27 protein-coding genes are annotated in these 26,076 nt (G+C 71.5%); 21 read left to right on the top strand and 6 right to left on the bottom strand.

What is annotated here, in order from left to right:
* Positions 1-184: 184 nt before the first annotated feature.
* The gene (locus tag POF73_RS11760) at positions 185-832 is read right to left on the bottom strand and encodes an SDR family oxidoreductase (RefSeq protein WP_272114574.1); all 648 of its coding nucleotides are present in this window, start codon (positions 830-832) and stop codon (positions 185-187) included.
* Positions 833-933: 101 nt separating this feature from the next.
* Here POF73_RS11760 and POF73_RS11755 point away from each other — a divergent pair, with 101 nt between their 5' ends.
* The 4 genes from POF73_RS11755 to POF73_RS11740 all read left to right on the top strand — a co-directional run bounded on the left by POF73_RS11755 (position 934) and on the right by POF73_RS11740 (position 3,944).
* Positions 934-1,569: a Chromate resistance protein ChrB gene (locus POF73_RS11755; protein WP_272114573.1), complete on the top strand. Its 636-nt coding sequence runs from the start codon at positions 934-936 to the stop codon at positions 1,567-1,569.
* 180 nt (positions 1,570-1,749) lie between these two features.
* On the top strand, positions 1,750-2,919 hold the full coding sequence (locus POF73_RS11750) for an MFS transporter (RefSeq protein ID WP_272114572.1): 1,170 nt from the start codon (positions 1,750-1,752) through the stop codon (positions 2,917-2,919).
* 105 nt (positions 2,920-3,024) lie between these two features.
* Entirely contained in the window at positions 3,025-3,246 is a 222-nt protein-coding gene (locus POF73_RS11745) for a hypothetical protein (protein WP_272114571.1), read from the top strand.
* A gap of 2 nt (positions 3,247-3,248) precedes the next feature.
* Positions 3,249-3,944: a DUF2637 domain-containing protein gene (locus POF73_RS11740; RefSeq protein ID WP_272114570.1), complete on the top strand. Its 696-nt coding sequence runs from the start codon at positions 3,249-3,251 to the stop codon at positions 3,942-3,944.
* A gap of 31 nt (positions 3,945-3,975) precedes the next feature.
* On the opposite strand, the gene POF73_RS11735 is transcribed toward POF73_RS11740, so the two are convergent.
* Positions 3,976-4,269, bottom strand: coding sequence for a zinc-ribbon domain-containing protein (locus POF73_RS11735; protein WP_272114569.1), 294 nt, complete (start codon positions 4,267-4,269; stop codon positions 3,976-3,978).
* A 102-nt stretch (positions 4,270-4,371) separates the two neighbouring features.
* Positions 4,372-6,654: a (Fe-S)-binding protein gene (locus POF73_RS11730; RefSeq protein WP_272114568.1), complete on the bottom strand. Its 2,283-nt coding sequence runs from the start codon at positions 6,652-6,654 to the stop codon at positions 4,372-4,374.
* Between the two features lie 201 nt (positions 6,655-6,855).
* Between POF73_RS11730 and POF73_RS11725 the strand changes: the two genes are divergently transcribed.
* The 7 genes from POF73_RS11725 to POF73_RS11695 all read left to right on the top strand — a co-directional run bounded on the left by POF73_RS11725 (position 6,856) and on the right by POF73_RS11695 (position 12,846).
* Positions 6,856-7,920, top strand: a complete 1,065-nt coding sequence (locus POF73_RS11725) for an MraY family glycosyltransferase (protein ID WP_272114567.1) — start codon at positions 6,856-6,858, stop codon at positions 7,918-7,920.
* Positions 7,921-8,014: 94 nt separating this feature from the next.
* Positions 8,015-9,865 (top strand): molecular chaperone DnaK, encoded by a 1,851-nt coding sequence (gene dnaK, locus POF73_RS11720; protein WP_272114565.1) that lies wholly within the window; start codon positions 8,015-8,017, stop codon positions 9,863-9,865.
* Positions 9,865-10,533, top strand: coding sequence for a nucleotide exchange factor GrpE (gene grpE / locus POF73_RS11715; protein ID WP_272114564.1), 669 nt, complete (start codon positions 9,865-9,867; stop codon positions 10,531-10,533). Before dnaK ends, grpE begins: the two co-directional genes overlap by 1 nt.
* A gap of 36 nt (positions 10,534-10,569) precedes the next feature.
* Positions 10,570-11,751: a molecular chaperone DnaJ gene (dnaJ, locus tag POF73_RS11710; protein ID WP_272114562.1), complete on the top strand. Its 1,182-nt coding sequence runs from the start codon at positions 10,570-10,572 to the stop codon at positions 11,749-11,751.
* Between the two features lie 5 nt (positions 11,752-11,756).
* Entirely contained in the window at positions 11,757-12,209 is a 453-nt protein-coding gene (locus tag POF73_RS11705) for a heat shock protein transcriptional repressor HspR (protein WP_272114560.1), read from the top strand.
* A gap of 199 nt (positions 12,210-12,408) precedes the next feature.
* Complete coding sequence (locus POF73_RS11700) at positions 12,409-12,552, top strand: hypothetical protein (RefSeq protein ID WP_272114559.1); 144 nt, start codon at positions 12,409-12,411, stop codon at positions 12,550-12,552.
* Between the two features lie 24 nt (positions 12,553-12,576).
* Positions 12,577-12,846, top strand: coding sequence for a hypothetical protein (locus POF73_RS11695; RefSeq protein ID WP_272114558.1), 270 nt, complete (start codon positions 12,577-12,579; stop codon positions 12,844-12,846).
* A gap of 266 nt (positions 12,847-13,112) precedes the next feature.
* Here the strand turns inward: POF73_RS11695 and POF73_RS11690 are convergent, their stop codons facing one another.
* Entirely contained in the window at positions 13,113-14,123 is a 1,011-nt protein-coding gene (locus tag POF73_RS11690; RefSeq protein ID WP_272114557.1) for a helix-turn-helix transcriptional regulator, read from the bottom strand.
* A gap of 268 nt (positions 14,124-14,391) precedes the next feature.
* On the opposite strand from POF73_RS11690, the gene POF73_RS11685 reads away from it, so the two are divergent.
* Positions 14,392-14,649 (top strand): helix-turn-helix domain-containing protein, encoded by a 258-nt coding sequence (locus POF73_RS11685; RefSeq protein ID WP_272114556.1) that lies wholly within the window; start codon positions 14,392-14,394, stop codon positions 14,647-14,649.
* A gap of 82 nt (positions 14,650-14,731) precedes the next feature.
* On the opposite strand, the gene POF73_RS11680 is transcribed toward POF73_RS11685, so the two are convergent.
* Positions 14,732-15,358, bottom strand: a complete 627-nt coding sequence (locus POF73_RS11680) for a hypothetical protein (RefSeq protein WP_272114555.1) — start codon at positions 15,356-15,358, stop codon at positions 14,732-14,734.
* A gap of 37 nt (positions 15,359-15,395) precedes the next feature.
* Positions 15,396-17,162 (bottom strand): ABC transporter ATP-binding protein, encoded by a 1,767-nt coding sequence (locus POF73_RS11675; RefSeq protein WP_272114554.1) that lies wholly within the window; start codon positions 17,160-17,162, stop codon positions 15,396-15,398.
* Between the two features lie 266 nt (positions 17,163-17,428).
* Here POF73_RS11675 and lxmA point away from each other — a divergent pair, with 266 nt between their 5' ends.
* The 9 genes from lxmA (at position 17,429) to lxmJ (ending at position 26,072) form a co-directional block, all read left to right on the top strand.
* A complete protein-coding gene (gene lxmA, locus POF73_RS11670) occupies positions 17,429-17,647 on the top strand; it encodes a lexapeptide family class V lantibiotic (protein WP_272114553.1) in 219 nt (72 codons plus the stop codon).
* Between the two features lie 98 nt (positions 17,648-17,745).
* The gene (gene lxmD / locus POF73_RS11665; protein WP_272114552.1) at positions 17,746-18,354 is read left to right on the top strand and encodes a peptide terminal cysteine decarboxylase LxmD; all 609 of its coding nucleotides are present in this window, start codon (positions 17,746-17,748) and stop codon (positions 18,352-18,354) included.
* On the top strand, positions 18,351-19,313 hold the full coding sequence (locus POF73_RS11660) for a hypothetical protein (RefSeq protein ID WP_272114551.1): 963 nt from the start codon (positions 18,351-18,353) through the stop codon (positions 19,311-19,313). Before lxmD ends, POF73_RS11660 begins: the two co-directional genes overlap by 4 nt.
* Positions 19,310-20,587 carry a class V lanthionine synthetase subunit LxmK gene (lxmK, locus tag POF73_RS11655; protein ID WP_272114550.1) on the top strand — a complete coding sequence of 426 codons (1,278 nt, stop codon included), beginning with the start codon at positions 19,310-19,312 and terminating at the stop codon, positions 20,585-20,587. The genes POF73_RS11660 and lxmK overlap by 4 nt, the downstream gene beginning before the upstream one ends.
* Positions 20,584-21,690, top strand: a complete 1,107-nt coding sequence (locus tag POF73_RS11650) for a T3SS effector HopA1 family protein (protein ID WP_272114549.1) — start codon at positions 20,584-20,586, stop codon at positions 21,688-21,690. The genes lxmK and POF73_RS11650 overlap by 4 nt, the downstream gene beginning before the upstream one ends.
* A complete protein-coding gene (locus POF73_RS11645; protein WP_272114548.1) occupies positions 21,687-22,505 on the top strand; it encodes a class I SAM-dependent methyltransferase in 819 nt (272 codons plus the stop codon). The genes POF73_RS11650 and POF73_RS11645 overlap by 4 nt, the downstream gene beginning before the upstream one ends.
* Positions 22,502-23,743, top strand: a complete 1,242-nt coding sequence (locus POF73_RS11640; RefSeq protein WP_272114546.1) for a M16 family metallopeptidase — start codon at positions 22,502-22,504, stop codon at positions 23,741-23,743. The genes POF73_RS11645 and POF73_RS11640 overlap by 4 nt, the downstream gene beginning before the upstream one ends.
* Positions 23,740-25,023, top strand: coding sequence for a M16 family metallopeptidase (locus tag POF73_RS11635; RefSeq protein WP_272114545.1), 1,284 nt, complete (start codon positions 23,740-23,742; stop codon positions 25,021-25,023). The genes POF73_RS11640 and POF73_RS11635 overlap by 4 nt, the downstream gene beginning before the upstream one ends.
* Positions 25,020-26,072, top strand: a complete 1,053-nt coding sequence (gene lxmJ, locus POF73_RS11630) for a F420-dependent peptide dehydroalanine reductase LxmJ (RefSeq protein ID WP_272114544.1) — start codon at positions 25,020-25,022, stop codon at positions 26,070-26,072. Before POF73_RS11635 ends, lxmJ begins: the two co-directional genes overlap by 4 nt.
* Positions 26,073-26,076: the final 4 nt, after the last annotated feature.

Genomic DNA, 26,076 nt, shown 5'->3' with positions numbered 1-26,076 from the left:
GGCCCGGTTGTCACCCCCTCGGCCCACCGTGAATTCCTGTGGAAGCCCGGCCGACCGACAGGTGTACGGCCGCGCTACGGCAGTTTGACCGTCGCTGATCAGGGACAGTGACGTCCCTTTCGCCCGGATGGTGAAGCCACATCACCGCACAACTGCGCACACAACCCCCCGCATGCGCGGCGAGTCACCTGGGGTGATCAAAAGACTTGCCCCCACAGGAGGTTGTGCAATGCCCTCTCTCACCATCAGCCGCAAGGCACTGAGCGCGGCAGCGGCCCTGACCCTGGCCCTCGGCACCGGACTGACCGCGACGATTGTGCTGCCCGCGGTGGCCGGCGACGTCGGCGGAGGCCATTGGACGCGGCGGAAGGGACGGCAGGCGTACCTCCGAACCCTCGGTGGCCATGCCCGTCACCGGCGCGATGAACTCGAAGAACCGGGTGGCGCGCACGATGCCGTACGGCACGCCGCCGTCCCGGACCGCCTGTTCCTGGGCGACCTTGGCCAGGTAGTAGCCGTAGTCGGGCACCTGGTCGACGCCGACGATCGAGAGCGTGACGTGGTGGCGGACACCGGCCTCCTTCTCGGCCGCGATCACGTTCCGTGCCGAGCGCGTGAAGAAGTCCAGCGCCGGTTCGGCATCGAAGGACGGGGAGTTCGACACGTCCACGACCACGTCCGCGCCTTGAGGGGGCTCGGCCAGGCCCTCGCCGGTGAGGGTGTCGACGCCCGTGGAGGGCGCGGCCGGTACGGCCTCGTGGCCACGGTCGCGCAGCGGCGCGATCACCTGCGAGCCGATGAGCCCCGTACCGCCGACGACCACGACCTTCATCACTGTCTCCGTTCGCTGAGTGGTGTTCCTGCCAGCGGGACAAGGCAGCGGTCGGGTCTGTGACAGACCCGCCGGATGTAACCGCTGCTACATTCCTGAATGTGACTGAAAACGGGAGCGAGGGCGCCGAGGCCCGCTGGCTGGTCCTGGTCGTCAAGGTCCCGGCCGAGCCCTCCCGGCACCGGGTCGCCGTCTGGCGTGAGCTGCGCAAGCTCGGCGCACTGTCGCTCGGGCAGGGCGTGTGGGCCGTACCGGACCTGCCGGTGTTCGGCGACGGGATCGCGCGGGCGCTGGAGTTGACCGAGCGGGCCGGGGGCGAGGCGATGTCGCTGGCGGCGACCGGGCGCGGGGCCCAGGACGGGCAGCGGCTGCGCGAGATGTTCACCGCCGCGCGGTCCGCGGACTGGGCCGAGTTCCTCGCGGACTGCGGCAAGTTCGAGCAGGAGCTGGCCAAGGCCCTCGGCGAAGCCGGTGTCGGGCACAGTCGGATCGCCAAGTTCACGCTGGCCGAACTGGAGGAGGAGGAGCAGTCGTTGGAGCGGCTGCGGCGCTGGCACCGGGATCTGACGGCGCGCGACGTGTTCGGCGCCCCCGAGGCCGCCGCGGCCGGTGAGCGGCTCAAGGCGTGCGTGGCCGCCTGCGCGGACTACGCCGAGCGGGTGTTCGCCGCACTGCACCAGGTGCCGGAGCCCCGGACCTCGCCGGACCCGACGTCGGAGGAGGGAGACGGCCGGTGACCGAGGGGGGAGTCGCCCGGTGACCGAGGGGGGAGTCGCTCGGTGACCGAGGAGGGGGACACCCGGTGACCGAGGGGGGAGTCGCTCGGTGACCGAGGAGGGGGACACCCGGTGACCGAGGGGGGAGTCGCTCGGTGACCGAGGAGGGGGACACCCGGTGACCGAGGAGGGAGACGCCCGATGACCGCGAGGTCGGCTCGGCAGGCCGCCCCCGCCGCCCAGATGTGGCCCCTGTACGCCGCCGGCTTCACCACCGCCTTCGGCGCCCACGGCATCGCCGCGAACCTCGGTGGGCTCTCCGACGACGCCGTGACCTCCCTGCTCGTCCTGGGCGGCCTGCTCGCCCTGTACGACGGCGCCGAGGTCGTGCTCAAGCCGCTCTTCGGCACCCTCGCCGACCGGATCGGCGCCCGTCCGGTGCTGCTGGGCGGCCTGGTCGCGTTCGCGCTCGCCTCCGCCGCGTACGCCGTCGCGGACAGCCCCGGCTGGCTCTGGGCGGCCCGCCTCGGGCAGGGCGCCGCGGCCTCCGCGTTCTCGCCGTCCGCGTCCGCGCTGGTCGCCCGGCTGAACCCGGCCGTGGGGCACGGGCGGGCCTTCGGCAGCTACGGCTTCTACAAGTCCATCGGCTACACCCTCGGCCCGCTGCTCGGCGGAGTCCTGGTGTGGGCCGGGGGCTTGCGGCTGCTGTTCATCGTGCTGGCGGTGCTGGGCGTCGCGGTCGCCCTCTGGGCCGCGCTCGCGGTCCCGCACGTCCCCCCACTTCCGAGGCAACGGCAGACGGTGCTGGACCTGGCCCGCCGTCTGGCCGACCCGTCCTTCCTCCGCCCCACGGCCGCGCTGGCCGCGGCCACCGCCGCCCTCTCCGTCGGGGTCGGTTTCCTGCCGGTGTCCGGCGCCGCGGCCGGCCTGGGCACGGTGGCGACCGGCGCCGCGGTCTCGGTGCTGGCGGCCTGCGCGGCCGTCGTACAGCCACGGGCCGGGCGGGCCCTGGACGACGGGCGCCTCACCGTCCGCACCGGCCTCACCGCCGGGCTGCTGACCGCGGCGGCGGGCCTGGCCTGCGCGACGCTGCCCGGCCTGACCGGCGTCCTCCTCGCCGCGGTCCTGATCGGCACCGGCACCGGCCTGGTCACCCCCCTGGGCTTCGCCGCCCTGGCCACCTCGACCCCCGAGGAACGGCTGGGCCAGACGATGGGCTCCGCCGAACTGGGCCGAGAACTCGGCGACGCGGGCGGCCCCCTCCTCGTCGCCGCGGTCGCGTCGACGGTCACCCTCACCTGCGGCTACGCAGCCCTCGCCCTGCTCCTGGCGGCCATCGGCGCGCTCCTCGTACGGTCATCGGGCGATTGATCCCCCGATTCACTGATCCCGTGATGTTTACCTCGTACGAATTTCACCTGAGAAGCACCGTCATTGGATATTCCTGATAATCACCGTTGACGGATATTCCCCCGAATGCCAGATGTCCTGCGTCGTGTCGCACTCGTTGATGTGGGCGTGACTTGGCAGGAAAGACTCGCAGTTGAGGTTGATCAGCTCCGCTCCCTGCAGGTAGCTGATCGGACCACTACGGAAAGCATCACCCACTGCTCGGATCTGCTTGAGGACTTCCTGAGAACCATCAGCCGGGTGGAGAGTGAATATTTCCGGGCGTCGATGGAAGGGGAAAAGTTTTAGAAATGAGGACCGACTATGACGCGCTAGGCGATCAACCTCATTACACACAGCAGCTGGACATGCAGAACCTCTGGCAGGTCGCGGACTCACCGATGTCGACATCGGGCGGCTGGGACCTGGACGAGGAACTGGCCCAGATGCTGAGCACGACGCAGGGCCTGGACCCTGCCCCACCCCCGCCCTCGCCGGTCCGCGCGAAGCCCCAGCCCCGCCCGGTCCACAGACGCCGGCCGCAGCCGGGCACACGCGGACTCCCCGGAAACCCGCGGATCCTCACGGTCTCGGTCTTGGTCACACTCATCACCTTGTGTGCGGTGACGATGCTCACCTGGTCCATCTCGTATTCGTACGATCAGCTGCGCGCCATCGCGCTGCTCGTGGTGTCGCCGGACCTGGCGCATTGGTGGCCGCTGACGGTGTACGGGCCGTGGCTGCTCGCGGGACTGTCCATCCTGCGGGCATCCGTTCAGCGCCGGACCGCCCGACGGTCCTGGGCTGTCATGTTCATCTCGTCCGGCACCGCGGTGGCCCTGTGCATCGGCCAGTCGGCGGGTTCCCTGCTGGCGATGGTGATCGTCGGGATTCCCCCGATCACCGCCCTGGTCTGCTTTCGCGAGCTTGTCGGCCAGTTCTCGTCTCGGCCCGGCCCGAGGCACGCGGCGGACACGATGAACGGCCCCAAGCACCCTAAGCCGTAGCCTCCGGCCGAGCGCGCGGGACAGGCCCTGGTCAGGACTGGTACGGCTGCTGCGGCTGTCCGTACGGCTGCTGACCGCCGTGCCCACCGGTGGCGGCCTGCGCCTGCAGCTGCTCGGCCTGCTCCCCGGTGACCTTCTGCTCGGCGCCGCAGAAGGTGCACTGCGTCGCGTACTTGGTCGAGACCGGGAACAGCGGCACGAAGAACAACGTGAACTTCGTGACGCGCTTGCGCAGCGTGTGCGCGGCGGGGTTCCCGCAACTGCCGCACACCAGCGTGAGTATCGCGAGCTGGTAGAGGTAGCCCTTGGTTCCGAAGATGATCACGCCGTAGGTCCTTTCCGATCAGTCCTGCGTACAGCCTGCCGCAACACGGCGCCCCCTGTCCCGTACAGGAACAGGGGGCGCCGTGGTGCTTGTCGGGTCCGGTTACTTCACCGGCTCCGGCTCCGGCTCGCTCTCCGTCTCCGCGGCGTCCTCCGGGTCGACCGGGGTCTTGACCGACTCCAGCAGCAGCTGGGCGACGTCGACGACCTGGATGGACTCCTTGGCCTTGCCGTCGTTCTTCTTGCCGTTGACCGAGTCGGTCAGCATGACGAGGCAGAACGGGCAGGCCGTGGAGACGATGTCCGGGTTGACGGACAGAGCCTCATCGACACGCTCGTTGTTGATGCGCTTGCCGATCCGCTCCTCCATCCACATCCGCGCGCCGCCGGCGCCGCAGCAGAAGCCGCGCTCCTTGTGGCGGTGCATCTCCTCGTTGCGGATGCCCGGGACGCTGGCGATGATCTCGCGCGGGGGCGTGTAGATCTTGTTGTGGCGGCCCAGGTAGCAGGGGTCGTGGTAGGTGATGATGCCCTCGACCGGGGTCACCGGGACCAGCTTGCCCTCGTCCACCAGGTGCTGGAGCAGCTGGGTGTGGTGGATGACCTCGTAGTCGCCGCCGATCTGCGGGTACTCGTTGCCGATCGTGTTCAGGCAGTGCGGGCAGGTGGCGACGATCTTCTTCGCCGACCTCGGCTTCTTCGACTCGGGCGTGACGTTGCCCTCGTCGTCCATCTCCTCGCCGAACGCCATGTTCAGTGCCATGACGTTCTCCATGCCGAGCTCCTGGAAGAGGGGCTCGTTGCCCAGGCGGCGGGCGGAGTCACCGGTGCACTTCTCGTCGCCGCCCATGATCGCGAACTTGACGCCCGCGATGTGGAGCAGCTCGGCGAAGGCCTTGGTGGTCTTCTTGGCGCGGTCTTCGAGGGCGCCGGCGCAGCCGACCCAGTACAGGTACTCGACCTCGGTCAGGTCCTCGATGTCCTTGCCGACGACCGGGACCTCGAAGTCGAGCTCCTTGAGCCATTCCAGGCGCTGCTTCTTCGCCAGGCCCCAGGGGTTGCCCTTCTTCTCCAGGTTCTTGAGCATCGTGCCCGCCTCGGACGGGAACGCGGACTCGATCATCACCTGGTAGCGGCGCATGTCGACGATGTGGTCGATGTGCTCGATGTCGACCGGGCACTGCTCGACACAGGCGCCGCAGGTGGTGCAGGACCACAGCACGTCCGGGTCGATGACGCCGTTCTCCTCGACCGTGCCGATCAGCGGACGCTCGGCCTCCGCGAGGGCGGCCGCGGGGACGTCCTTGAGCTGCTCCTCGGACGCCTTCTCCTCGCCCTCCATGGTCTTGCCGCCGCCGGCCAGCAGGTACGGCGCCTTGGCGTGCGCGTGGTCGCGCAGGGACATGATCAGGAGCTTGGGGGAGAGGGGCTTGCCCGTGTTCCAGGCGGGGCACTGCGACTGGCAGCGGCCGCACTCGGTGCAGGTGGAGAAGTCCAGCAGGCCCTTCCAGGAGAACTGCTCGACCTGGGACACGCCGAAGACGTCGTCGTCACCGGGGTCGGTGAAGTCGATCGGCTTGCCGCCGGAGGTCATGGGCTGCAGGGCGCCGAGGGCCGTCTCGCCCGTCGCGTTGCGCTTGAACCAGATGTTCGGGAAACCCAGGAAGCGGTGCCAGGCCACGCCCATGTTGGTGTTGAGCGAGACCACGATCATCCAGATGAACGAGGTGCTGATCTTCACCATCGCGGTGAAGTAGATCAGGGTCTGGAGGGTGGGGACGCTCAGGCCCTTGAAGGCCAGGACCAGCGGATACGAGGCGAAGTACGCGGCCTCGTAGTGCTCCACGTGGTGGATCGCACCCTCCAGGCCGCGCAGCACGTAGATCGCGAGGCCGATGGTGAGGATGACGTACTCGACGAAGTACGCCTGACCGGCCTTGGAGCCGGCGAAGCGCGACTTGCGGCCCGCCCGGGACGGCAGGCTCAGCAAGCGGATGACCATCAGGACGGCGATGCCCAGGATGGTCATCACGCCGATGAACTCGATGTAGAGCTCGAACGGCAGGAACCCGCCGATGACCGGCAGCGTCCAGTCGGCCTGGAAGAGCTGGCCGAAGGCCTGGGCCAGGGTCGGCGGCAGCGTCAGGAAGCCCACGGCCACGAACCAGTGGGCGAAGCCGACGATGCCCCACCGGTTCATCCGGGTGTGACCGAGGAACTCCCGCACCAGCGTCACGCTGCGCGCGTAGGGGTTGTCGGTCCGGCTGCCGGCCGGCACCGGCTGGCCGAGTTTGAAGTACCGGACGAACTGGCCGATGGCGCGTGCGAGCAGCGCAACGCCGACCACGGTCAGCACCAGCGACACGATGATCGCGGCGAGTTGCATTGGGGCTCCTCGGGCCTGCGAGGTGGTTTCGAGGGGGTTCCTCGACATTACTAAGCGGTAACTTATGCAGTCCTCTGAGACTACCCGCATCCTCTGTCGCACTGTAGCCAGGGGCGAGGTGATCTGAGTCGCTGAGGGTTGCCTTAAGATCCGATCGTGTAATTCATCTCGAAATGGGATATACGGCACTAACCTAGCTCCGTGTTGTACGGGATCGCCGCCGCCACCGCCGCCCTCCTCATCGCCGCCTTCCTGTCGGCGCTGTTCCGGCTGCCCGCGCTGCGCCTCGGCGTCATCGACCGTCGGCGGCAGCGGCCCCTGCCGTTGCTGGGCGGGGCGGGTGTCGTCCTCACGACCTGCCTGGTCGTCGCCGGCTGGGAGTGGGCGGGCATCGCCCCGCTGGGCCCCGAGATCAGACGGCTGCTGATCGCCGCCGGCGCCGTCGCCCTGCTCGGGCTGGTCGCCGACGTACGGCGGGTGAAGGCGCGGTTCCTGGTCGGCGGTACGGCCGTGGCGGCGGCCTGCGTGGTGCCGTACGGCGAGACGGGCTTCCTGCTGGGGGTGCCGGCCGTCGGCTGCATCGTCCTGGTGACCCTCGGCTTCAAGTCGCTCGACCACGCGGACGGGCTGGCCGGCACCGTCGGGGTCGTCACCGCCTTCGGGGTCGGTCTGCTCGCCGCGGCCGAGGTGATGGACGCGCTCGCCGTGCTGCTGAGCGTGCTGGCGGCCGCCCTGACCGGGTTCCTCATGCACAACTGGCCGCCCGCGCGGATCGGGTTCGGGGCGTGCGGGTCCCTGTTCGTCGGGTTCGTGCTGGCCGCGTCGGCCGTGATCACCCGGGCCGGACGCGATCCGGTGTCGGGCGCGGGCGTGCTGTACGCGCTCACCGCCCTCGCCACCGCCGACCTGCTCCTCGTGACGCTGTCCCGCAGACTGGCCGGACGGCCGCTGCTGCGTGGCGGACCCGACCATCTCGCCCACCGGATGCGCCGGCTCGGCCTCACCCCGCCGGGCGTGACGGTCCTCCTCGGTGTCGCGTCCTTCGCCGGGGTGCTCGTCGCCGTCCTCGTGCACATGGGATGGATGGCCGTGTCCGGGGTGTACTGGGTGGGGGCGACCGCCTTCATGGCCGTACTCGGACTGCTTCGGATCAAGGTCTACGGGGCTCGGCGTCAACCCTCTTTTCCCTTAGGGGATCCCTTTGGGACTGCTCCTCATGCCACATCTACGCAGGTCACAGGCCAGTTGCGCGTAAGGAACGGATAAGAGTTGAGTGGGGTCGACTCAGCTCTGTTGACCGAGCGGGGGGCGTCATGCACACTTGAGTCCGTTCCACTCAAGTCAGCTGGAGGAATTCACCATGGCACGTGCGGTCGGCATCGACCTGGGCACGACTAACTCCGTCGTCAGCGTTCTGGAGGGCGGCGAGCCCACCGTCATCACCAACGCCGAGGGTGCCAGGACCACGCCGTCCGTCGTCGCCTTCGCGAAGAACGGCGAGGTGCTTGTCGGCGAGGTCGCCAAGCGCCAGGCGGTGACCAACGTGGACCGGACCATCCGTTCCGTGAAGCGTCACATGGGCACCGACTGGAAGATCGAGCTGGACGGGAAGCCCTTCAACCCGCAGCAGATCTCCGCGTTCATCCTCCAGAAGCTGAAGCGGGACGCCGAGTCCTACCTGGGCGAGAAGGTGACCGACGCGGTCATCACCGTCCCGGCGTACTTCAACGACTCCGAGCGCCAGGCGACGAAGGAGGCCGGCGAGATCGCCGGTCTGAACGTCCTGCGTATCGTCAACGAGCCCACCGCGGCCGCGCTCGCGTACGGCCTCGACAAGGACGACCAGACGATCCTCGTCTTCGACCTCGGTGGCGGCACCTTCGACGTGTCCCTCCTGGAGATCGGCGACGGCGTCGTCGAGGTGAAGGCCACCAACGGTGACAACCACCTCGGTGGTGACGACTGGGACCAGCGCGTCGTCGACTACCTGGTCCAGCAGTTCCAGTCCGGTCACGGCGTGGACCTGGGCAAGGACAAGATGGCCCTCCAGCGCCTCCGCGAGGCCGCCGAGAAGGCCAAGATCGAGCTGTCCTCCTCCACCGAGACCTCGATCAACCTGCCCTACATCACCGCCTCCGCCGAGGGTCCGCTGCACCTGGACGAGAAGCTCACCCGGGCTCAGTTCCAGCAGCTGACGGCCGACCTGCTGGAGCGCTGCAAGACTCCGTTCTTCAACGTCATGAAGGACGCCGGCGTCTCCATCAACGAGATCGACCATGTCGTCCTCGTCGGTGGCTCGACCCGTATGCCCGCCGTCGCCGAGCTCGTCAAGGAGCTGACCGGCGGCAAGGACGCCAACAAGGGCGTCAACCCGGACGAGGTCGTCGCCATCGGCGCCGCCCTGCAGGCCGGTGTCCTCAAGGGCGAGGTCAAGGACGTCCTGCTCCTCGACGTCACCCCGCTGTCCCTCGGTATCGAGACCAAGGGCGGCATCATGACCAAGCTCATCGAGCGCAACACCACGATCCCGACCAAGCGGTCCGAGATCTTCACGACGGCCGAGGACAACCAGCCGTCCGTGCAGATCCAGGTCTACCAGGGCGAGCGTGAGATCGCGGCGTACAACAAGAAGCTCGGGATGTTCGAGCTGACCGGTCTGCCGCCGGCGCCGCGTGGCGTCCCGCAGATCGAGGTCGCCTTCGACATCGACGCCAACGGCATCATGCACGTCACGGCCAAGGACCTCGGCACGGGCAAGGAGCAGAAGATGACCGTCACCGGCGGCTCCTCGCTGCCGAAGGACGAGGTCGACCGGATGCGCCAGGAGGCCGAGCAGTACGCGGAGGAGGACCACCGCCGCCGCGAGGCCGCCGAGACCCGCAACCAGGGCGAGCAGCTCGTCTACCAGACGGAGAAGTTCCTCAAGGACAACGAGGACAAGGTCCCCGGCGAGGTCAAGACCGAGGTCGAGGCCGCCGTCGAGGAGCTGAAGACCGCGCTCAAGGGCGAGGACACCGCCGAGATCCGCACCGCCACCGAGAAGGTCGCGGCCGTCTCGCAGAAGGTCGGTCAGGCCATGTACGCCGACGCCCAGGCCGGTCAGGCCGCGGGCGGTCCCGAGGGTGCCGCCGACGGTGGCGCCAAGGCCGCCGACGACGACGTCGTCGACGCCGAGATCGTGGACGACGAGCGCAAGGACGGTGCCGCGTAATGACGGAGGAGACCCCGGGCTTCGACGAGAAGCCTGACGTCCCCTCCGGCGCCACCCCTGAAGACGCCGAGTCGGCGGCCGCAACCTCTTCGAACGCAGAGGGGGCGGCCCCGGCCGGGGACGCATCAGTACAGATCGCCGGTCTGACGGCCCAGCTGGACCAGGTGCGCAAGGCGCTCGAAGAGCGCACCGCGGACCTCCAGCGGCTCCAGGCCGAGTTCCAGAACTATCGCCGCCGCGTCGAGCGCGACCGGATCACGGTCAAGGAGATCGCCATCGCGAACCTCCTGACCGAGCTCCTGCCCGTGCTCGACGACATCGGCCGCGCGCGGGAACACGGCGAACTCGTCGGCGGATTCAAGTCCGTCGCGGAGTCGCTGGAGACCGTCGCCGCGAAGATGGGTCTGCAGCAGTTCGGCAAGGAGGGCGAGCCCTTCGACCCGACGATCCACGAGGCGCTGATGCACAGCTACGCGCCGGACGTCACCGAGACGACCTGCGTCGCGATCCTCCAGCCGGGGTATCGCATCGGCGAGCGCACCATCCGCCCCGCGCGGGTGGCCGTCGCCGAGCCCCAGCCGGGTGCGCAGGCGGTCAAGGGCGAGGGGTCCGAGGAGAGCGCCGCGGCGGCCGACGACAAGGAGAGCGGTGGCCCGGACGAGGGCTGACGTTGACCTGACGACGAGAGAGGAGGGACGTCGAGGATGAGCACCAAGGACTTCATCGAGAAGGACTTCTACAAGGTCCTCGGCGTCCCCAAGGACGCCACCGAGGCCGAGATCAAGAAGGCGTACCGGAAGCTCGCCCGCGAGAACCACCCGGACGCCAACAAGGGCAACGCCAAGGCGGAGGAGCGCTTCAAGGAGATCTCCGAGGCGAACGACGTCCTCGGCGACCCCAAGAAGCGCAAGGAGTACGACGAGGCACGCGCCCTCTTCGGCAACGGCGGCTTCCGTCCGGGGCCGGGCGGCGCGGGCGGCGGTTCCTTCAACTTCGACCTGGGCGACCTCTTCGGAGGCGGCGCCCAGGGCCAGGGGGGAGCCGGCGGCTTCGGCGGCGGACTCGGTGACGTCTTCGGGGGCCTGTTCAACCGGGGCGGCACGGGCACGACCCGTACCCAGCCGCGTCGGGGCCAGGACATCGACACCGAGGTCACCCTCAGCTTCACCGAGGCGATCGAGGGGGCCACGGTCCCGCTGCGGATGTCCTCGCAGTCGCCGTGCAAGGCCTGCGCGGGCACCGGCGACAAGAACGGCACGCCGAGGGTGTGCCCGACCTGCGTCGGCACCGGCCAGGTGGCCCGGGGTTCGGGCGGCGGCTTCTCGCTGACCGACCCCTGCCCGGACTGCAAGGGGCGCGGCCTGATCGCCGAGCACCCGTGCATGGAGTGCAAGGGCAGCGGCCGGGCGAAGTCGTCCCGGACGATGCAGGTGCGCATCCCGGCCGGGGTGTCGGACGGCCAGCGGATCCGGCTGCGCGGCAAGGGGGCGCCCGGTGAGCGCGGCGGTCCCGCCGGTGACCTGTACGTCACCGTGCACGTCGACGCGCACCCGGTGTTCGGCCGAAAGGACGACAACCTCACGGTGACCGTCCCCGTGACCTTCACGGAGGCGGCCCTCGGCGGCGAGGTCAGGGTTCCCACCCTGGGCGGGCCGCCGGTCACCCTGAAACTGCCGCCCGGCACGCCCAACGGCCGCACCATGCGGGCTCGGGGCAAGGGCGCGGTCCGCAAGGACGGCACCCGCGGAGACCTGCTGGTCACCGTCGAGGTGAGTGTCCCGAAGGACGTGACGGGGAAGGCTCGTGACGCGCTTGAGGCGTATCGCGAGGCGACCGCGGGTGAGGATCCGCGGGCGGAGCTGTTCCAGGCCGCGAAGGGAGCTTGATGGAGATGGACGGCCGTCGACGCAATCCGTATGAACTGACCGAGGAGACCCCGGTCTACGTCATCTCGGTGGCGGCCCAGCTCTCCGGCCTGCACCCGCAGACACTGCGCCAGTACGACCGCCTCGGCCTGGTGTCCCCGGACCGCACGGCCGGCCGGGGGCGCCGCTACTCGGCCCGTGACATCGAACTGCTCCGTCAGGTGCAGGCGTTGTCACAGGACGAGGGCATCAACCTGGCCGGCATCAAGCGCATCATCGAGCTGGAGAACCAGGTCGCCGCGCTGCAGTCGAGGGTGGCCGAACTCCAGGCCGCCGTCGAGGGTGCCGCCTTGGCGATGCAGCAGCGGGAGGCGGCGGTGCACGCGTCCTACCGGCGCGATCTGGTGCCGTATCAGGAAGTGCAGCAGACCAGTGCGTTGGTGGTGTGGCGGCCGCCCAAGCGGAAGCAGTCGGACTGACGCGCGGTCAGTTGTGTGTGGGGCCCGGAGGTTCGGTCGAACCTCCGGGCCTTCGCGCGTTCGCGGGAGCCGGGGCGACCGGGTGACAGGAAGTGGCCCCTGTCCTGCAGGATCCTGACAGCGATCGCTCTGGAGGCGGCCCGTGCGCGCTGGCAGAGTCGTGGACATGAACAGCAGGGGGAACACGGGGAGCACGGCAATGACCACGACGAAGGCCGTCAGGCGGAGAGGGATTCCGGTACTCGCCCTGGCGTTGCTGGTCGCGCTGCCGGTGAGCGCGGCGGTGACGGTCGGAGACAGAGGCGGGCCCTCGGTCCACGTGGCCGTCAACGGGTGGCAGTGAACGGGTGGCAGTGAACGGAAGTGGATGACGACTGTGGAGTTCCAGGACCTGGTGCTGGTCCGTAGGGCGGGCGGTGACGCGCCGGCCGCGACCGCGGTGATCAGGGTGCTCGGCAAGCTGCCCGAGGGCTGGGGCCATGACTGGCGACTCGACGAGGACGGGGGCCGGATCCATCTGCGGATCCGGCCCCCGTCGGGTTCGGCGGGTGATGCGGTGCGGGTGTGGCTGGCGGGTGTTCTCGGGGATCCGGCTCTGCGGGCGTGGGGCGCGCAGGAGTTGCGGGTGGGTGGCTGACGGGGCTTTTCTCGCCCCCGCCGCCCCTACCCGTCCCATCCCCAGGGGCTCCGCCCCTTCGACCCCGCCAGGGGGCTCCGCCCCCTGGACCCCCATCGGCCTGAACGGCCTCGTCCTCAAACGCCGGACGGGCTGAGAGGCGCTGCTCGTCCTGAAACGCCGGATGGGCTGAGAGGCGTGTGTGGGCGTCGGGAAAGGCCGGACGGGGTGAGAGGGGCGTGTGGGCGTCGGGAAAGGCCGGACGGGGTGAGAGGGGCGTGTGGGTGTCAGATCCAGCCGCGTTCGCGGGCCAGCAATGCTGCGTGGGGGCGGTTGCTGGCGTTCAGGTGGCGTAGGACGTCTGCCACGTGGCGGCGGTAGGTGCGCAGGGAGATGCCGAGTTGGCGGGCGCCGATCTCGTCCTTGGTCACCCGGCACATGGACTTGAGGACCTCCAGCTCCATGGGGGAGAGGGTGATCTCGTCCGGGGCCGGGTCGGCCAGGAGGTGGGAGAGGTCCGTGGCCTGGCTCCAGATCTTGTCGAAGAGGGACAGGATGCTGGCCACCAGGCCGGACTCCTGGGCGACCAGCGCGCCGCGTGAGGTGTCCGCGGGGTCGGCCGGGACCAGGGCGGTGTGGCGGTCGTAGACCAGGATGCGTTCGGCGATGTCGGAGGCGGCCCTGATGCTGGCACCCTGGGCGGACAGTTCGCGCAGATAGGCCGCGGTGGGCGGGTCGTCCAGGGCTTCCTTCAGTACGACGCTGCGGATGCGCACGCCCCGGCGCAGGCAACGCCGGTCGAGCGGGCGGGCATGCTCGATGTTCTCCGGGGTGAGCGCCTTGTAGGGCTCCACGGACAGGATCTCCTCGCGGGCGAAGAACGCGAGGTCGTCGAGGCGGTTGCGGATCTGCGCGAGGTTCGTCATCCGCTCCACCCCGCCGCCGCCCTGCATGCGGGCGCCCTGCTCCGCGCGGAGTTCCGCGACCAGGTGGCGGGGCCTGGTCACCTGCTGCAACTCATGGTGCAGCTCGCTCAGCCTCCGGTCGGTGAGCAGGCCCACCGCGATCTCCGGGTCCGTCGCCGTCAGGCTGCCTCCCGGGTCGTCCCCGTGCTCCGCGCGGCGGAGCAGCCCCAGTTCGGTGAGCCGGTCCAGCGCGGCGCCGACGTCCTCCTGCGGTGTGTGGAGGAGCAGGTGGATGTCCTCCGTCGGTGTGTCCGGATTTCTCAGGAAGTGCCGGTAGACACGCTCCTCCATCGCGGAGATGCCCAACAGGCCCATGCTGCCCGCACTGTTCATCCTTCCCCCGTGTTTCCCCGTACGACCCGGGCCGGTGGCAGGCATCACCGCGTATGGCTGGTCAGGCCGCGGCGATGCGGAATCCACCTTTTCGATTCGGACACAGGGTAACGCGTTGGTCAAGGAATCGTCGGGTCCAGACGGCGCTCCGTCGGCAGGATGGTGTCGCCCCCGTGCAGCAAGCTGCGGCATACGGGACCCGCTCGGCGCGCCTTCGCTTGGCAGGCTGGAATCCGACGGACCCGAACAAACACAAACTGGGGGAAACATGACTGTTGTCGTACGGGAGGACGCGCTCGACTTCTCCTCGCTGACCCACCGCGAGCGGGAGGTGCTGCTCCTGCTCGCCACGGGGGAACAGAACCGCTGGCTCGCCCGCCGCCTGGGCATCGCGGAGCGCACGGTACGGGCCCACACCACCAGCATCGTGCGCAAGCTGGACCTCAAGTCGCGGTTCGAGGCGGCGATCGTCTCCCACCTGTACGCGGACGACATCGCGGACGACGCCAGGGGAGCGCGCGGCTGACCACCGCGTGTGACGACGGCGAGGGGCCCCTCCGGGTTTCGTTCCGGAGGGGCCCCTCGCCGTTCCGCCGTTCCGTGGGTGGTCAGCCGGGGAGCATCTCGCTGGCAGCCTCCACCGCGAGCATCCACATGGGCTGGGCGCCGGTGCCGAACGCGGCGGCCAGCGCGTAGCCGAGGGCCACGTCCAGGGCCTCCGGCTCGGCGCCCTCGCGCCACTCGGCGAGGACGCGTCCGTCGCCGTCGGAGGAGAAGTCGCCGATGTGCTCCTCGTCCCGCAGCAGACGGCTGCCCGGGATGGAGTCGGGCACCAGGCGCCAGGCGTGGTCCGCGTGGCGGACGTCGACCCGGTACGAGCGGCGGGTCAGCCGGCCCTTCGCGGGGTCGATGACGGCCTCCTCGCCGTCCACGGTCAGCGTGAGCCGGTCGCCGTCCCGGGTGCCGATCGGGATGTGGTCCTCGGCCTCGGCCCCCTCCGCACGGAGCAGTTCGATCCGGGGCACCGACTCGCCCTCGACGGTGACCTCGCCGACGTTCATGTCGAGCCGCACGGTTATCGTGCCGAACCCGTTCTCCTCGACGACGTTCTCGACGACGGGCTTCTCCTCGTAGCCGTCGTCATCGTCCTCGTACTCGTCGTGGTCGTCGTAGGCGTGGTCGTCGTACTTGTCGGTGGCCGCGGAGGCGGGTGCGGGTGCCGGGTCCTTCGGCATGGGATCTTCCTTTGCTGTGTGCATTTCTGACGGGTGGTCAGTTCGTCGTCGCCAGCTGGGTGGCCGCGAGGTCCCGGTACAGCTCGTCCCTTCCCAGGAGCTCCCCGTGCCGACCATGGTCGCGCACGCGGCCCCCGGCCAGCAGCACCATGTGGTCGGCGGAGGTCACGGTGGAGAGCCGGTGGGCGATCAGGACGACCGTGCAGTGCTCGGCGGCGCGCTCCACCGTGTGCCGCAGCGCGGTCTCGCTCAGCCCGTCCAGGTGGGCCGTCGCCTCGTCGAGCAGCAGCACCTGGGGGCGGCGCAGCAGTGCGCGGGCGATGGCCATGCGCTGGCGTTCACCGCCGGACAGGGCGAGGCCGCGGGCGCCGACATGGGTGTCGAGGCCCTCCGGGAGCCGGGCGACCAGTGAGTCGAGCAGGGTGTCCCGCAGGATCCGGTCGACCTCCTCCTCGGTGGCGTCCGGGGCGGCGTACAGCAGGTTCTCGCGGAGGGTGCCCGCCAGCATGGGGGTGTCCTGCTCCACGTACGCGATCCGGCGGCGCACCTCGGCGCGGCTGAGCGTGGCGATGTCGGTGCCGTCGAGCAGGATGCGGCCGGAGTCCAGGTCGTAGAAGCGCTGGAGCAGTGAGAAGACGGTCGTCTTGCCGCTGCCGGACGGGCCGACGAGCGCGGTGATGCCGCCCGCCGGGGCGGTGAGACTGACCTCGTCGAGGGTGGTCGCGCGGCCCGGGTAGGCGAACGTGACGTTCTCCAGGGTGACGCGCGGGGCCGGGCCGGCCGGGCGGGCGGGGGTCTCGTCCACGTCCGTCTCGATCTCCATGCGCTCCACCTCCTCGATCCGGGTGAGCGCGCCCAGGCCCTGCTGGAGGGAGGCCGTGCCGCCGACCAGGGAGAGCACCGGACCGCCGAGGTTGAACAGATAGAGCAGGAAGGCGATCAGCGCGGCCAGGTCCAGGGCGCCGGTCGCGACCAGGGCACCGCCGAAGCCGATGACCGCCAGGAACGACGCCTGCACGACCATCGCCGAGAGCACCGCGATGGCTGCCTGGTAGCGGGCGCCGGCCAGACCCGCCTGGTAGGCGTCCTCGGCGGCGGCCACGGCCCGCGCGGTCTCCGTCGCCTCACCGCCGTTGGCCTTCACGGTGCGGGCGGCACCGAGCGAACGGTCCAGCGCGGCGCCGATCTCGCCGACCGACGTCTGCGCGCGCGTGGTCACCCGGCGGATCCGCGGCATCACCACGCCCATGGCGACACCGACCACCAGCAGGACGCCGGAGGTGATGCCGAGCAGCGGCAGACTGGTCATGCCCATCAGGACGACGGTGGCGAGCAGATGGATGCCTCCGTCGAGCAGCTGGATCAGCCCGTTGGTCGCCGCGTGCTGCACGAGCGTGCTGTCCGAGGTCACCCGGGTCGTCAGACCGCCGGGCTCGGTCTTGTCCAGCTCGCCGGTGCGCAACCGGATCAGACGGTGGATCAGGCCCTTGCGCACCTGCAGGACGACCTTCTCCGCGGTGCGCTCGCTCACCAGGGCCTGGCTCCAGGTGAGGGCGATCGACACGGCCAGCAGGGCCAGCATGAGCAGGATCTCGTCGCCGAGGCCCCGGCCGGTCATGAGCGCCGTGAGCGCCGACTCGACGACCATCGGCTGGGCCAGCCCTGCCGCGCTGCCCGCGAGGGTCAGCGCCAGGACCAGCACGAGGACGCGCCGGTGCGGGCGCGCATGGGCGAGGAGGGCCCGAAGCGGCGGCCGGGGCGCGGGCCGCGGGGCCTGGGTGGTGGATGAGTCAGGTGAGTTCACCCTGATCTTTTTACGCGTGCGGGCGGGGGCGGCGGTATTGGCGGTTGCGGCAATGCCGTTTTCGGCCATGCCGAACCGGTCATGCCGGGAGCGGCATTGCCTGCGGCGGTCATGCCGTAACTGACAATAGCGGGCCGCTTTTCCGGTGGGCCATATTTCTCCTGTTCGCAGAGAACGGCGGCGGACGGACAACGGCCGGAAAGTCGAAGAAAGTCAATGACCGGCGGCCGGAATTCACTTCGGTTATTCACCAAAGGGAGAGACTCATGCAGTCCACGCAGAACGAGAAGGACCTGTTCGAGGGTTACACCGCCTACACCTCCGCCGAGGAGCTGGGCCTGTACGACGGCAAGGACGCCGCGCCCGCGTTCAGCCCGACCATCCCGTGGGCGATCCGCGCGACCATCATCACGGCCCGCTCCTCGCAGCAGTGCGCCGCGGCCCTGGGCTCGCTGACCGCCAAGACCATCGAGAACAAGTGCTGACGGGACTTCCCGAGCAGTGACCCGCGGGGAGGGGCCGGTGCCGGCCACCGGTCCGGTCCCTCCCCGGGCAACCACACACTTTTCCCAGGAGGACGGTCATGGAGGTCCCGGACCCCACCGGTATCGCGGATCCCGGATTCCGCCGAGTGCTTCTCGTGGGCACCGGAGCGCTCAGTGTGGCATTCCTGCCCTTCTGGACCAACTGGCTGAACAACACCTTTCCCGAGATGGAGAAAAGGGTCGTGCTGACCCGTTCCGCCCGCCGATTCGTCTCGGCGGACGCGATATCCACACTCTGTGGAAACAAGGTGTTCACCGACGACTGGAACGACGCGGAACCGGGCACCGCCCCGCATGTGGAACTGGCCGGCTGGCCCGATCTCGTCCTCGTGCACCCGGCGACGATGCACTTCCTGAGCCGGTACGCCCTCGGGCTCGCCGACACCCCGCTGCTGTGCGCCCTCCAGTCCACCACCGCCCTGGTCGGCGTGGCCCCCTCGCTGCCGCCCCGCGCCCAGCTGAGCCCCGTGGTGCAGGCGCACCTCGACACACTGCGGGCCCGCCCCGGCGTCGTCGTCGCGCCGACCGTGCCCGCGGTCAGCGCGAGCACCGGCGAACGGGAGGACGGCGGCGCGGTCCCGCTCTCGGAGCTGATGGGGCTGTGCGTGGGCGCCTACGCGAGGACGCAGCGAGGGGAGGAGGAGTGACGGCAGCCGTCGAACAGCAGGTCGGCGATCAGCAGGTCAATGGCCGGCCGGTCGCTGAGTACGGCACCGGTCTCCAGGTCACCCGGGTCACGCGCACCTCCGACGGGCGTTACGAGTGGTGGCAGGGGCCGGGCGCGCACCGGCCGGAACCGCTGGCGGCGCCCTTCGTGTCGTACGTGCCCCGGCACACCAGGGGCGCCTGCCTCGTCACCCCGCGCCCGTCGGGCCGCGGCCTCGCCTACCTCGCCGACGGCCCGTACTCGGCCGCGGCCTGGCTGCGCGACGCACGGCCGCAGGCACGGCGGCTGGTCGCACACGCGCTGGCCGCGGCGGGTACGGCGCTGCGCGAACTGCACGCAACGCAAGCGCCCACGACCGACGTTCCGCCCGCGCTCGTGCGACTGCGGTCCTTCGTCGAGGGCGGCCATGACCTGGACTCGCCCGAGCCCGCCGTGCACCGCCTGCGTGCGCATGTCGCCCGCGCCTGGGGGCCCGCCCGGCTGGAACGGCTCCGCGCCTGGTGCGCCGAACCGGCCGCCCCCGGCGAGACGGTCCTCGTCCACGGCTTCGCCTCCCTCGGCGCGCTGGTCCCGCCCCTGCACCGGGGTCCGGTGGCGCTGCTGACCGGGGAGGACCTGGGCGCCGCCCGGCCCGAGCTGGACCTGGGCTGGCTGCTGGGCGACCTGGCCGAACTCGCCTGGGCCGTCCCGGTGTTCGGGGACGGCCCACGGGACGGCGGCCCGGAGCCCGATCTGCCCGGTGTGCTGCTCGACGCGTACGGGCCGGGCGTGGACCGGGAGAGGGCGGCCCGGGCCGCCGTGCTGCGGATCGCCCTGCACATGCGGGACTTCGCCGCGTACTGCGGCTGGAGCGACGAACTCACCGACTACACCGCCTTCATCGCTGACCTGATCGACGAGGAGGGCCGCCGCGCGGTCCCCGGGGGAGCCACACCATGACCACCACCACGACCGAACGGCCGCCCACGCGGCAGCGCTACCGGCCCACCGAGCTGGAGACCGTGCCCGCCGTGAACACGCTCCTCGAACGGCTCGGGCTGGGCCGGCTCGACGCGGCGGCGGTCACCGCGTTCGGCGGACGCAACGACAACTGGGCCGGCCCGACCACGACCGGCGAGCAGGTCTTCGTCAAGACGGTCGCCCTGCTGCCGGACGGCGACTGCCCCGAACTCCAACGCGCCCTGAGCTTCGAGGAGTTGGCGCAGCGGCGGCTCGCGCCGGGCTCGCCGCTGCGCTCGCCCGGGCTGCTCGGCGCGGACCGCGCGGCCGGGGTGACGGTGCACCGTCTGGTGCCGGGCGCCCGTTCGGGGGCCGAGCTGGCGCTGGACGGCGACTTCGACGACGAGCTGTGCCGCGCGGCCGGGCGGGCCGTCGGCGCCCTGCACGGGCTGGGCCCCGCCGAGGACGTGGACACCGGGGAGGCGCCGCTGCCGCCGCTGGCCTGGCTGAAGGCCCTGCCGTGGAGCGCCGTCCAGGCGCGCAGCATGGCGCAGATCGCCGCCTGGCAGCTGGTCCAGGACGACACCGAGGTCGTCGCGGCGCTGCACCGGCTGCGCGACCTGGAGCAGACCGTGCCGCACGCACCCACGCACTGCGACCTGCGCTTCGACCAGTTCATCCGGGCGGAGGAGGGAACCGGGGACCTCTACCTGTGCGACTGGGAGGAGTTCCGGCTCGCCGACCCCGCGCGGGACGTGGGTGCGTTCGCCGGGGAGTGGCTCTTCCACGCCACGTACTCCGTGTTCGCGCCGACGGGTGAGGGTACGCAGCGGCCGGAGAGCGACACCGCCGGGTTCGGGCTGTCGCACCAGGAGATCGTTACGCGCGGCTCGGCCAGTCTGCGCCGCCATCTGCCCCGGATCGGCGCCTTCTGGCAGGGCTATCTGGAGTCCCGTACGCCCGACGCAGGGCTGCCCGAGCGGGCCGCCGCGTACGCCGGGTGGCACATGTTCGACCGGCTCATTGCCACGGCGGAGTCGCACGCCACGCTCAACCCGGTCGCCCGCGCCGCGGCTGGCATCGGCCGCACGGTCCTGCTCGACCCGGCCGCCGCCGCACGCACCCTCGGCCTGACCTTCGCGAGCGGTGCGTACGACTCGCTCGATTCAGGTGATGCGCACGATTCGCCCGATTCGGGTGTCTCGCTTGGTTCGGGCGACCCACTCGACTCGGACGCCACCTCGACCGCCCGGAACGGGAGCAGCCCCCGATGACACTCACCGTCCCCTCACCCCCACCCCTCCCCGCCCCCCTCCTGGACTCCCCGGTGCCGGACGCATCCCCCGCCCCCCGGCACCGGGGCCTCGCCCCCCGGCTGGCCGACGCGCTCGCCGCCGTCGCCGTCGTACCCGGCGCCCGTGAGGCCACCGTCGCCGGGCGTACGGTCACCGCCGACAGCCCGCGTGACCTGCGCGGCCGGCTCACCAACGCGCTGTACGAGGAACTCCACGCGGGACGCCACCAGGGCGGCGCCCTCCCTGACGGCCCGCCGCCCCGGCGCACCCTGCGCGACCCCGCCCTGGAGGAGCGGCTCGCCGTCGCCGTGCCGCACCGCACCACGCCCACCCGCGGCCGCCTCGTCGAGGTACTGCGACGGCCGGACGGCGACCAGCTCGTCGTACGCCTCGCGGAGGTCACCACACGGGTACCGGCCGACCGGCTGCTGTCCCCGGCCACGCCGCCCGCACCCGGCGAGTACGTCGAACTCGCGCTGGAGGCCGCGCGGCCCGCGCTGTCCCCCGGGTTCTTCTACGTCATGGGCTCCCGCCCGCTGCCCCGCCCCGCCGGTGCCGTACGCCGTCTCTTCCTGCACGCGCGGGACGCGGACGCGGCGGTCGTGCTGTGGGGCGCGGCGCTCGAAGCGCTGGAGGCGGCGGGCGCCCGCTATCACGCCAAGGTGCTCTCCGACCCGCAGGACTTCCCGCGCCGCGACGCCGTCGTCGTCTACCTGCACGGCGACCACCGCCCCGGCGAGCGCGCGGTCGCGGCGGCCGTCGCCCCGCACGCGGGCACCCTGACCGGCCCCGCCACCTCGGTGTTCACCGAGGAACTGGCGCCCGGTGTGGCCGCCGCCTGGGACCCCGAGGACCCGCGCCCCGGCCAGAACGGCATGAGCTTCGGCCAGCACCGCGCCTTCGCCCTCGCCTCCGGCCTCATCGCGCATGCCCTGGCCGACGGCTCCGAGAACGCTGACGGCGCCGAGGGGCGTACGCGCGCGGAGTTCGTCGTACAGGCCTTCCACGAGGCCGGAATCGACCCGCTGCACCCCCAGAACAACCTCGACCCGCTCGACACCCGCTCGGGAGACGCACGATGACCACGACCACCGAGGCCCCGGCGAACACCCCGACGGACACCCCGGCGAACGCCGTGTCCGGCGGGCTCGGCACCGCCCTGACCACCGCCTACAGTGACGCCCTCGCCGAGGTGTACGACGAGATCTACCCCTCCACCCCGGACCTGGAGGACATCGCCGACTTCCTCCTCACCCTCACCGACCCCGGGGCGAGCGTGCTCGAACTCGGCGTCGGTACCGGCCGGGTGGCGCTGCCGCTCGCCGACAAGGGCTTCCGGGTGCACGGCGTCGACTCCTCCGAGGGCATGCTCGCGCGGCTCGCCGAGAAGGATCCCGAGGGCCGGATCACGCCCGTGCACGCCGACTTCGCCACGCTCGACCTGGGCCGCACCTTCGACGTCGTTCTCGCGCCCTTCAACTCCCTGTGCTGCGCGGTCGCCCCGGACGAGCAGATCGCCCTCATCCACGCCGTGGCCCGGCACACCGCGCCGGACGGGCACGTCGTGATCGAGACGTTCGACCCCAGCGACTACCACGTGCAGAAGAAGAACGAGATCAGCACGTACCCCATCGCCGGGCGCGGCGCCATGATCGAGTCGATCGGCGTGCTGCCCGCCTCGCAGAACATGATGGTGCACAACACCCTCTTCCTCGACGCCCAGCCGCCCAAGTCGGCGACCACGGTGATGCGTTACCTGTGGCCGAGCGAGCTGGACCTGCTCGCCGGGATCGCCCGCCTGGAGCTGTCCGCCCGCTACTCCGGCTGGCGCGAGCAGCCGTTCGACGGCGGCGACAGCCGCAAGATGTGCGTCTCCGTCTACCGGCCGCTGACGTGAGCCTGCGGCTGGTCACCGAAGAGACACCCGGGCGGGGGCTCGTGGCCGTGGCGCTGACCGTGGCCGCGGGCGGTGACGACGATCCGCGCGGTCGGCACGGCATGGCGCATCTCGTGGAGCACCTGATGTTCCCGCGTGACGGGGCGCACGAGCTGGGAGACGACGACTCCTTCGTGGCCCTCGTCCAGGAGGTGGGCGGCATGTGCAACGCCGAGACCCACCGCGACCACACGGTCTTCCACACCGTCGTACCCGCCGACGCGCTGCCCGACGTCCTCGCCGGGGAGGCCCGGCGGCTGCTCCGCTTCGAGCCGTCGCCCGCGACCGTGCGCTCCGAGGTGGCCGTCATCGGCGAGGAGATCCGCGCCGCCGGGTCCGGCACCCGGCTGTGGGACACCGTGCTCACCGCACTCCACCCCGGCGCCCGGGACGCCTACGGCACGACGGCGGAACTGCGCGACGCCACGCCCGGGGAGGCGGAGGAGTTCTTCCGGCGCCACTACCGGCCCGAGCGGGCCGTGCTGTCCGTGGTCGGGGATGTGGACGCCGGGCTGGTGGGGGAGCTGGTGGAGCGGGAGTTCGGGGCGTGGGGCCGAGGGGCGTGGGACGCCGGTTCCGCCGTAGCGGCCGTACGCCGGGAACCTGCTGTACGGCCGTGCGGGGACGAAAGCCGCGCCACCATCCCGTACGGCAGGAACGGCGTCGCCATCGGGCACGCCCTGCCCGATCCGCGCCAGGGACTCGGCCCGTACCTCGCCCAGGTCGTCCTCTGCGAGATCCTGCGCCGCGGCCGGCTCCGCCGACTGGTCGCCGAGCAAGGGCCCGTGGACGCGGCGAGCGTGATGTGCGGGTACCAGGGCCAGTGGCTCGCCTCGGCCACCCCCGACCTCGCGCTCGTGCTGCTCGGCCGGGCACCGGGCACCGGCACCGAGGAAGCCGCCGGCCGGTGGCTGGACGCGCTCGGCGAGCTGGCCGCCACCCCGCCGGACGGGCCCGAACTGCACCGTGCGGTGAACGTGTTGCGGGCCGCCTGCTATCGCCAGGCCGACTCGCTCGCCGCCCGCGCGGTGACGTACGGCCGTGCCGCGCTGCTCTTCCCGTACGACAGCGACGGCGCGGGCCCCGACGCCATCCCCCGCCGCTTGGCCGCCGTCACCGCCGCCGAGGTGTCGGCCGCCGCCCGCGCCCTGCTCGCCGCACCCCGAACCGTCCACACCCTGGAGGGAGTTGCCCCATGACGGCCATCTCGCCGAGCCGCACGGCGATACGGCAGCCCGCTGCGCGCGAGACCCTACGCACGGTCCTGCCGAACGGCCTGGACACGGCCGTCGTGCGCGTCCCCGGCGCCCCTCTCGCCGAACTCCGGCTCGTCCTGCCGTACGCCCGCGTCGAGCCCGCCCTCCTTCCCACGCAGGAGCTGCTCGCGGCCCGCCTCGGCACCGCCACGACCGTCCGCGACCGGCAGGCCGTGGCCGACCGGGCGGCCGACCTCGGGGCGGAGTTCAGCACCGTGGTCACGGCCGAGCAGCTGGTGCTGTCGGTGAGCGTGCCGGGGGAGGAGCTGCCGGGCGCGCTGGAACTGCTCGCCGACCTGCTGCTACGACCGTCGTACGGACCGACTCCGACCGTCCCGGCGGCCCGTCCGGCCCCCGGCACCCGTACCCGTCTGCGCCGGGCCCAGCTCCGCCACGCCTTCGGCGGCCCGCACCCCTTGATCGACGACGCCCCCGGCACCGGAGTGCCGGAGGTGGACCTGCTCGCCCTCCACCGCCGGTTGATCGTCCCGCGGGGCGCCGTGCTCCTGGTGCTGAGCGGCCAGTCCACGGCGTCCATGGAGTCCACGGAGGGTGTACTGGCGCGGGTGCGTGAGGAGTTGGGCGAGTGGTCCGGCGGCCCGTCCGGACTGCACCTGCCGCCCTTCACACGCCACGAGCCCGAGCCCGGACGGCTCGCCCTGCACGACCCGTCCACCGACCGGGCGCTCCTGCTCACCGCCGGCCCGGCCGTCCCCGCCCCCGACCCCGGCCACACCGCGCTGCACCTCGCCCAGGTCGTCCTCGGCGGCCACGCCTCCTCCCGGCTGACCCGGCGGCTGCGCGAGACACACGGGCTCGCGTACGCCGTCGACGCCCGGATCCGGCAGAACCGCGCCGGCTGCTGGCTGGAGATCGACTGCGCCGGCGCCCCCGGCACGGGACACCGGCTCGCCGAGGAGGTCACCGCCTGCCTCGCCGAACTGGCCGAAGCCGGGCCCACGCCCCGAGAGGCGTACCGCGCCCGCCGGTACGCGGCCGGGTTCACCCGTTTCGCCCTCGCCACCCGGGCGGAGGAGGCCAGCGCCCTCGCGGGCTTCGCGGCGAGTGGCATGGACCTGGACTGGCTGACGCGCTACCCGGACGCGGTGGCCGAGGTGACGGACAATCACATCGCGAAGGCCGCCGCGCATTTCCTGACCCCGGCCCGCACGTTGGTGGCCACGCTCGACCGAACCCCGGCGCCTGAAGGAGGCAACCAATGACCGCCGCACACGCGCCCGAGCCCTCGTCCGCCCCCTCGTCCGCCCCCGAGGGGCTGTCGGCCGCCACCTCCGGGGGTACGGACCCGACCCCGGCCGTCCTGTACCCCCTCCAGCCCGACCATCCCGAATTGGTCGCCCCCTTCGCGGAGTTGGTGGCGCGCACCGCCGCCCGCCGCCTCTGGCTCTGCCAGTCCTTCCGGGCGGAACCGCACCAGGTGCTGGCCCACCTGGCGGGCATGGGCCACACCGTGCCGGTGGGCACGGCGGTCACCTTGATGCCGCTGCGGCACCCCTACGAGGCCGCGCTCCAGGCGCGTTCCCTCGCGCTGCTCACCGGGCAGCCGGTCGTGGCCGGATACGGCATCGGCACCCCGGAGTTCGCGAGCGGTCTCACTTCCGAGCCGTATCGCAGCCCGCGTGCGGCGGTCGGGGAGTACGTCACCTCCGTACGGGCCCTGCTGGACGGGGCGAGCGTGGCGCACGACGGCCCGTACCACCGGCTGCACGCCACCCTGCCGCCGGTCGGCCCGCACGCGCCGGTGGAGGTGGGCGCCGGGGTGCTCAGGCCCGGCATGGCCCGCACGGCGGGCGCGACAGCGGACGTGGCGATCACCTGGATGACCCCGCCGGACTACGTACGCGACACTCTCGCACCCCAGTTGGCCGCCGGTGCCGCGGAGGCGGGCCGCGCCGCCCGCCCCCGTATCGCCACGGCGGTCCATGTCGCCGTATGCCGCCCCGGCCGCGACCCGCGCCGCCTCGCGGAGACGGCGGCGGGCGCCCATCTGCACGCCCCGCACTACGCGGACATGCTGCGCCGGGCAGGCGTGAACCTCGACGCGCCCGACCCCGCGGCCGAACTCCTGCGCGCCGACGTCGTCGTCACCGGCACCCCGCAGGAGATCGCCGAAACCCTGTCCGCCTACCGCGCCGCCGGCGTCGACGAGATCCTCCTCAACCCCACCGCCGTCCTCCTCACCGAGGGCGTCCACGCGGCGGTGACGGACCTGGAGGAGATCATCGCGGCGACGCGGAGCGCGGGCCGCTGAGAAC

This window comes from Streptomyces sp. HD, assembly GCF_028369295.1.
Lineage (GTDB): Bacteria > Actinomycetota > Actinomycetes > Streptomycetales > Streptomycetaceae > Streptomyces.
Note: the sequence above shows the minus strand (reverse complement) of the source record. Positions and strands in the feature narration are given on the sequence as shown.

Excerpts from the sequence above, each read along its gene's own strand:
- grpE (WP_272114564.1), top strand. The coding sequence starts at position 9,865 with ATGACGGAGGAGACCCCGGGCTTCGACGAGAAGCCTGACGTCCCCTCC.
- POF73_RS11700 (WP_272114559.1), top strand. The coding sequence starts at position 12,409 with ATGACCACGACGAAGGCCGTCAGGCGGAGAGGGATTCCGGTACTCGCC.
- dnaJ (WP_272114562.1), top strand. The coding sequence starts at position 10,570 with ATGAGCACCAAGGACTTCATCGAGAAGGACTTCTACAAGGTCCTCGGC.
- POF73_RS11680 (WP_272114555.1), bottom strand. The coding sequence starts at position 15,358 with ATGCCGAAGGACCCGGCACCCGCACCCGCCTCCGCGGCCACCGACAAG.
- POF73_RS11730 (WP_272114568.1), bottom strand. The coding sequence starts at position 6,654 with ATGCAACTCGCCGCGATCATCGTGTCGCTGGTGCTGACCGTGGTCGGC.
- dnaK (WP_272114565.1), top strand. The coding sequence starts at position 8,015 with ATGGCACGTGCGGTCGGCATCGACCTGGGCACGACTAACTCCGTCGTC.
- POF73_RS11690 (WP_272114557.1), bottom strand. The coding sequence starts at position 14,123 with ATGAACAGTGCGGGCAGCATGGGCCTGTTGGGCATCTCCGCGATGGAG.
- POF73_RS11750 (WP_272114572.1), top strand. The coding sequence starts at position 1,750 with ATGACCGCGAGGTCGGCTCGGCAGGCCGCCCCCGCCGCCCAGATGTGG.
- lxmJ (WP_272114544.1), top strand. The coding sequence starts at position 25,020 with ATGACCGCCGCACACGCGCCCGAGCCCTCGTCCGCCCCCTCGTCCGCC.
- POF73_RS11740 (WP_272114570.1), top strand. The coding sequence starts at position 3,249 with ATGAGGACCGACTATGACGCGCTAGGCGATCAACCTCATTACACACAG.
- lxmD (WP_272114552.1), top strand. The coding sequence starts at position 17,746 with ATGGAGGTCCCGGACCCCACCGGTATCGCGGATCCCGGATTCCGCCGA.
- lxmA (WP_272114553.1), top strand. The coding sequence starts at position 17,429 with ATGCAGTCCACGCAGAACGAGAAGGACCTGTTCGAGGGTTACACCGCC.
- POF73_RS11705 (WP_272114560.1), top strand. The coding sequence starts at position 11,757 with ATGGACGGCCGTCGACGCAATCCGTATGAACTGACCGAGGAGACCCCG.
- POF73_RS11650 (WP_272114549.1), top strand. The coding sequence starts at position 20,584 with ATGACACTCACCGTCCCCTCACCCCCACCCCTCCCCGCCCCCCTCCTG.
- POF73_RS11685 (WP_272114556.1), top strand. The coding sequence starts at position 14,392 with ATGACTGTTGTCGTACGGGAGGACGCGCTCGACTTCTCCTCGCTGACC.
- POF73_RS11745 (WP_272114571.1), top strand. The coding sequence starts at position 3,025 with ATGCCAGATGTCCTGCGTCGTGTCGCACTCGTTGATGTGGGCGTGACT.
- POF73_RS11760 (WP_272114574.1), bottom strand. The coding sequence starts at position 832 with ATGAAGGTCGTGGTCGTCGGCGGTACGGGGCTCATCGGCTCGCAGGTG.
- POF73_RS11645 (WP_272114548.1), top strand. The coding sequence starts at position 21,687 with ATGACCACGACCACCGAGGCCCCGGCGAACACCCCGACGGACACCCCG.
- POF73_RS11635 (WP_272114545.1), top strand. The coding sequence starts at position 23,740 with ATGACGGCCATCTCGCCGAGCCGCACGGCGATACGGCAGCCCGCTGCG.
- POF73_RS11695 (WP_272114558.1), top strand. The coding sequence starts at position 12,577 with ATGACGACTGTGGAGTTCCAGGACCTGGTGCTGGTCCGTAGGGCGGGC.
- lxmK (WP_272114550.1), top strand. The coding sequence starts at position 19,310 with ATGACCACCACCACGACCGAACGGCCGCCCACGCGGCAGCGCTACCGG.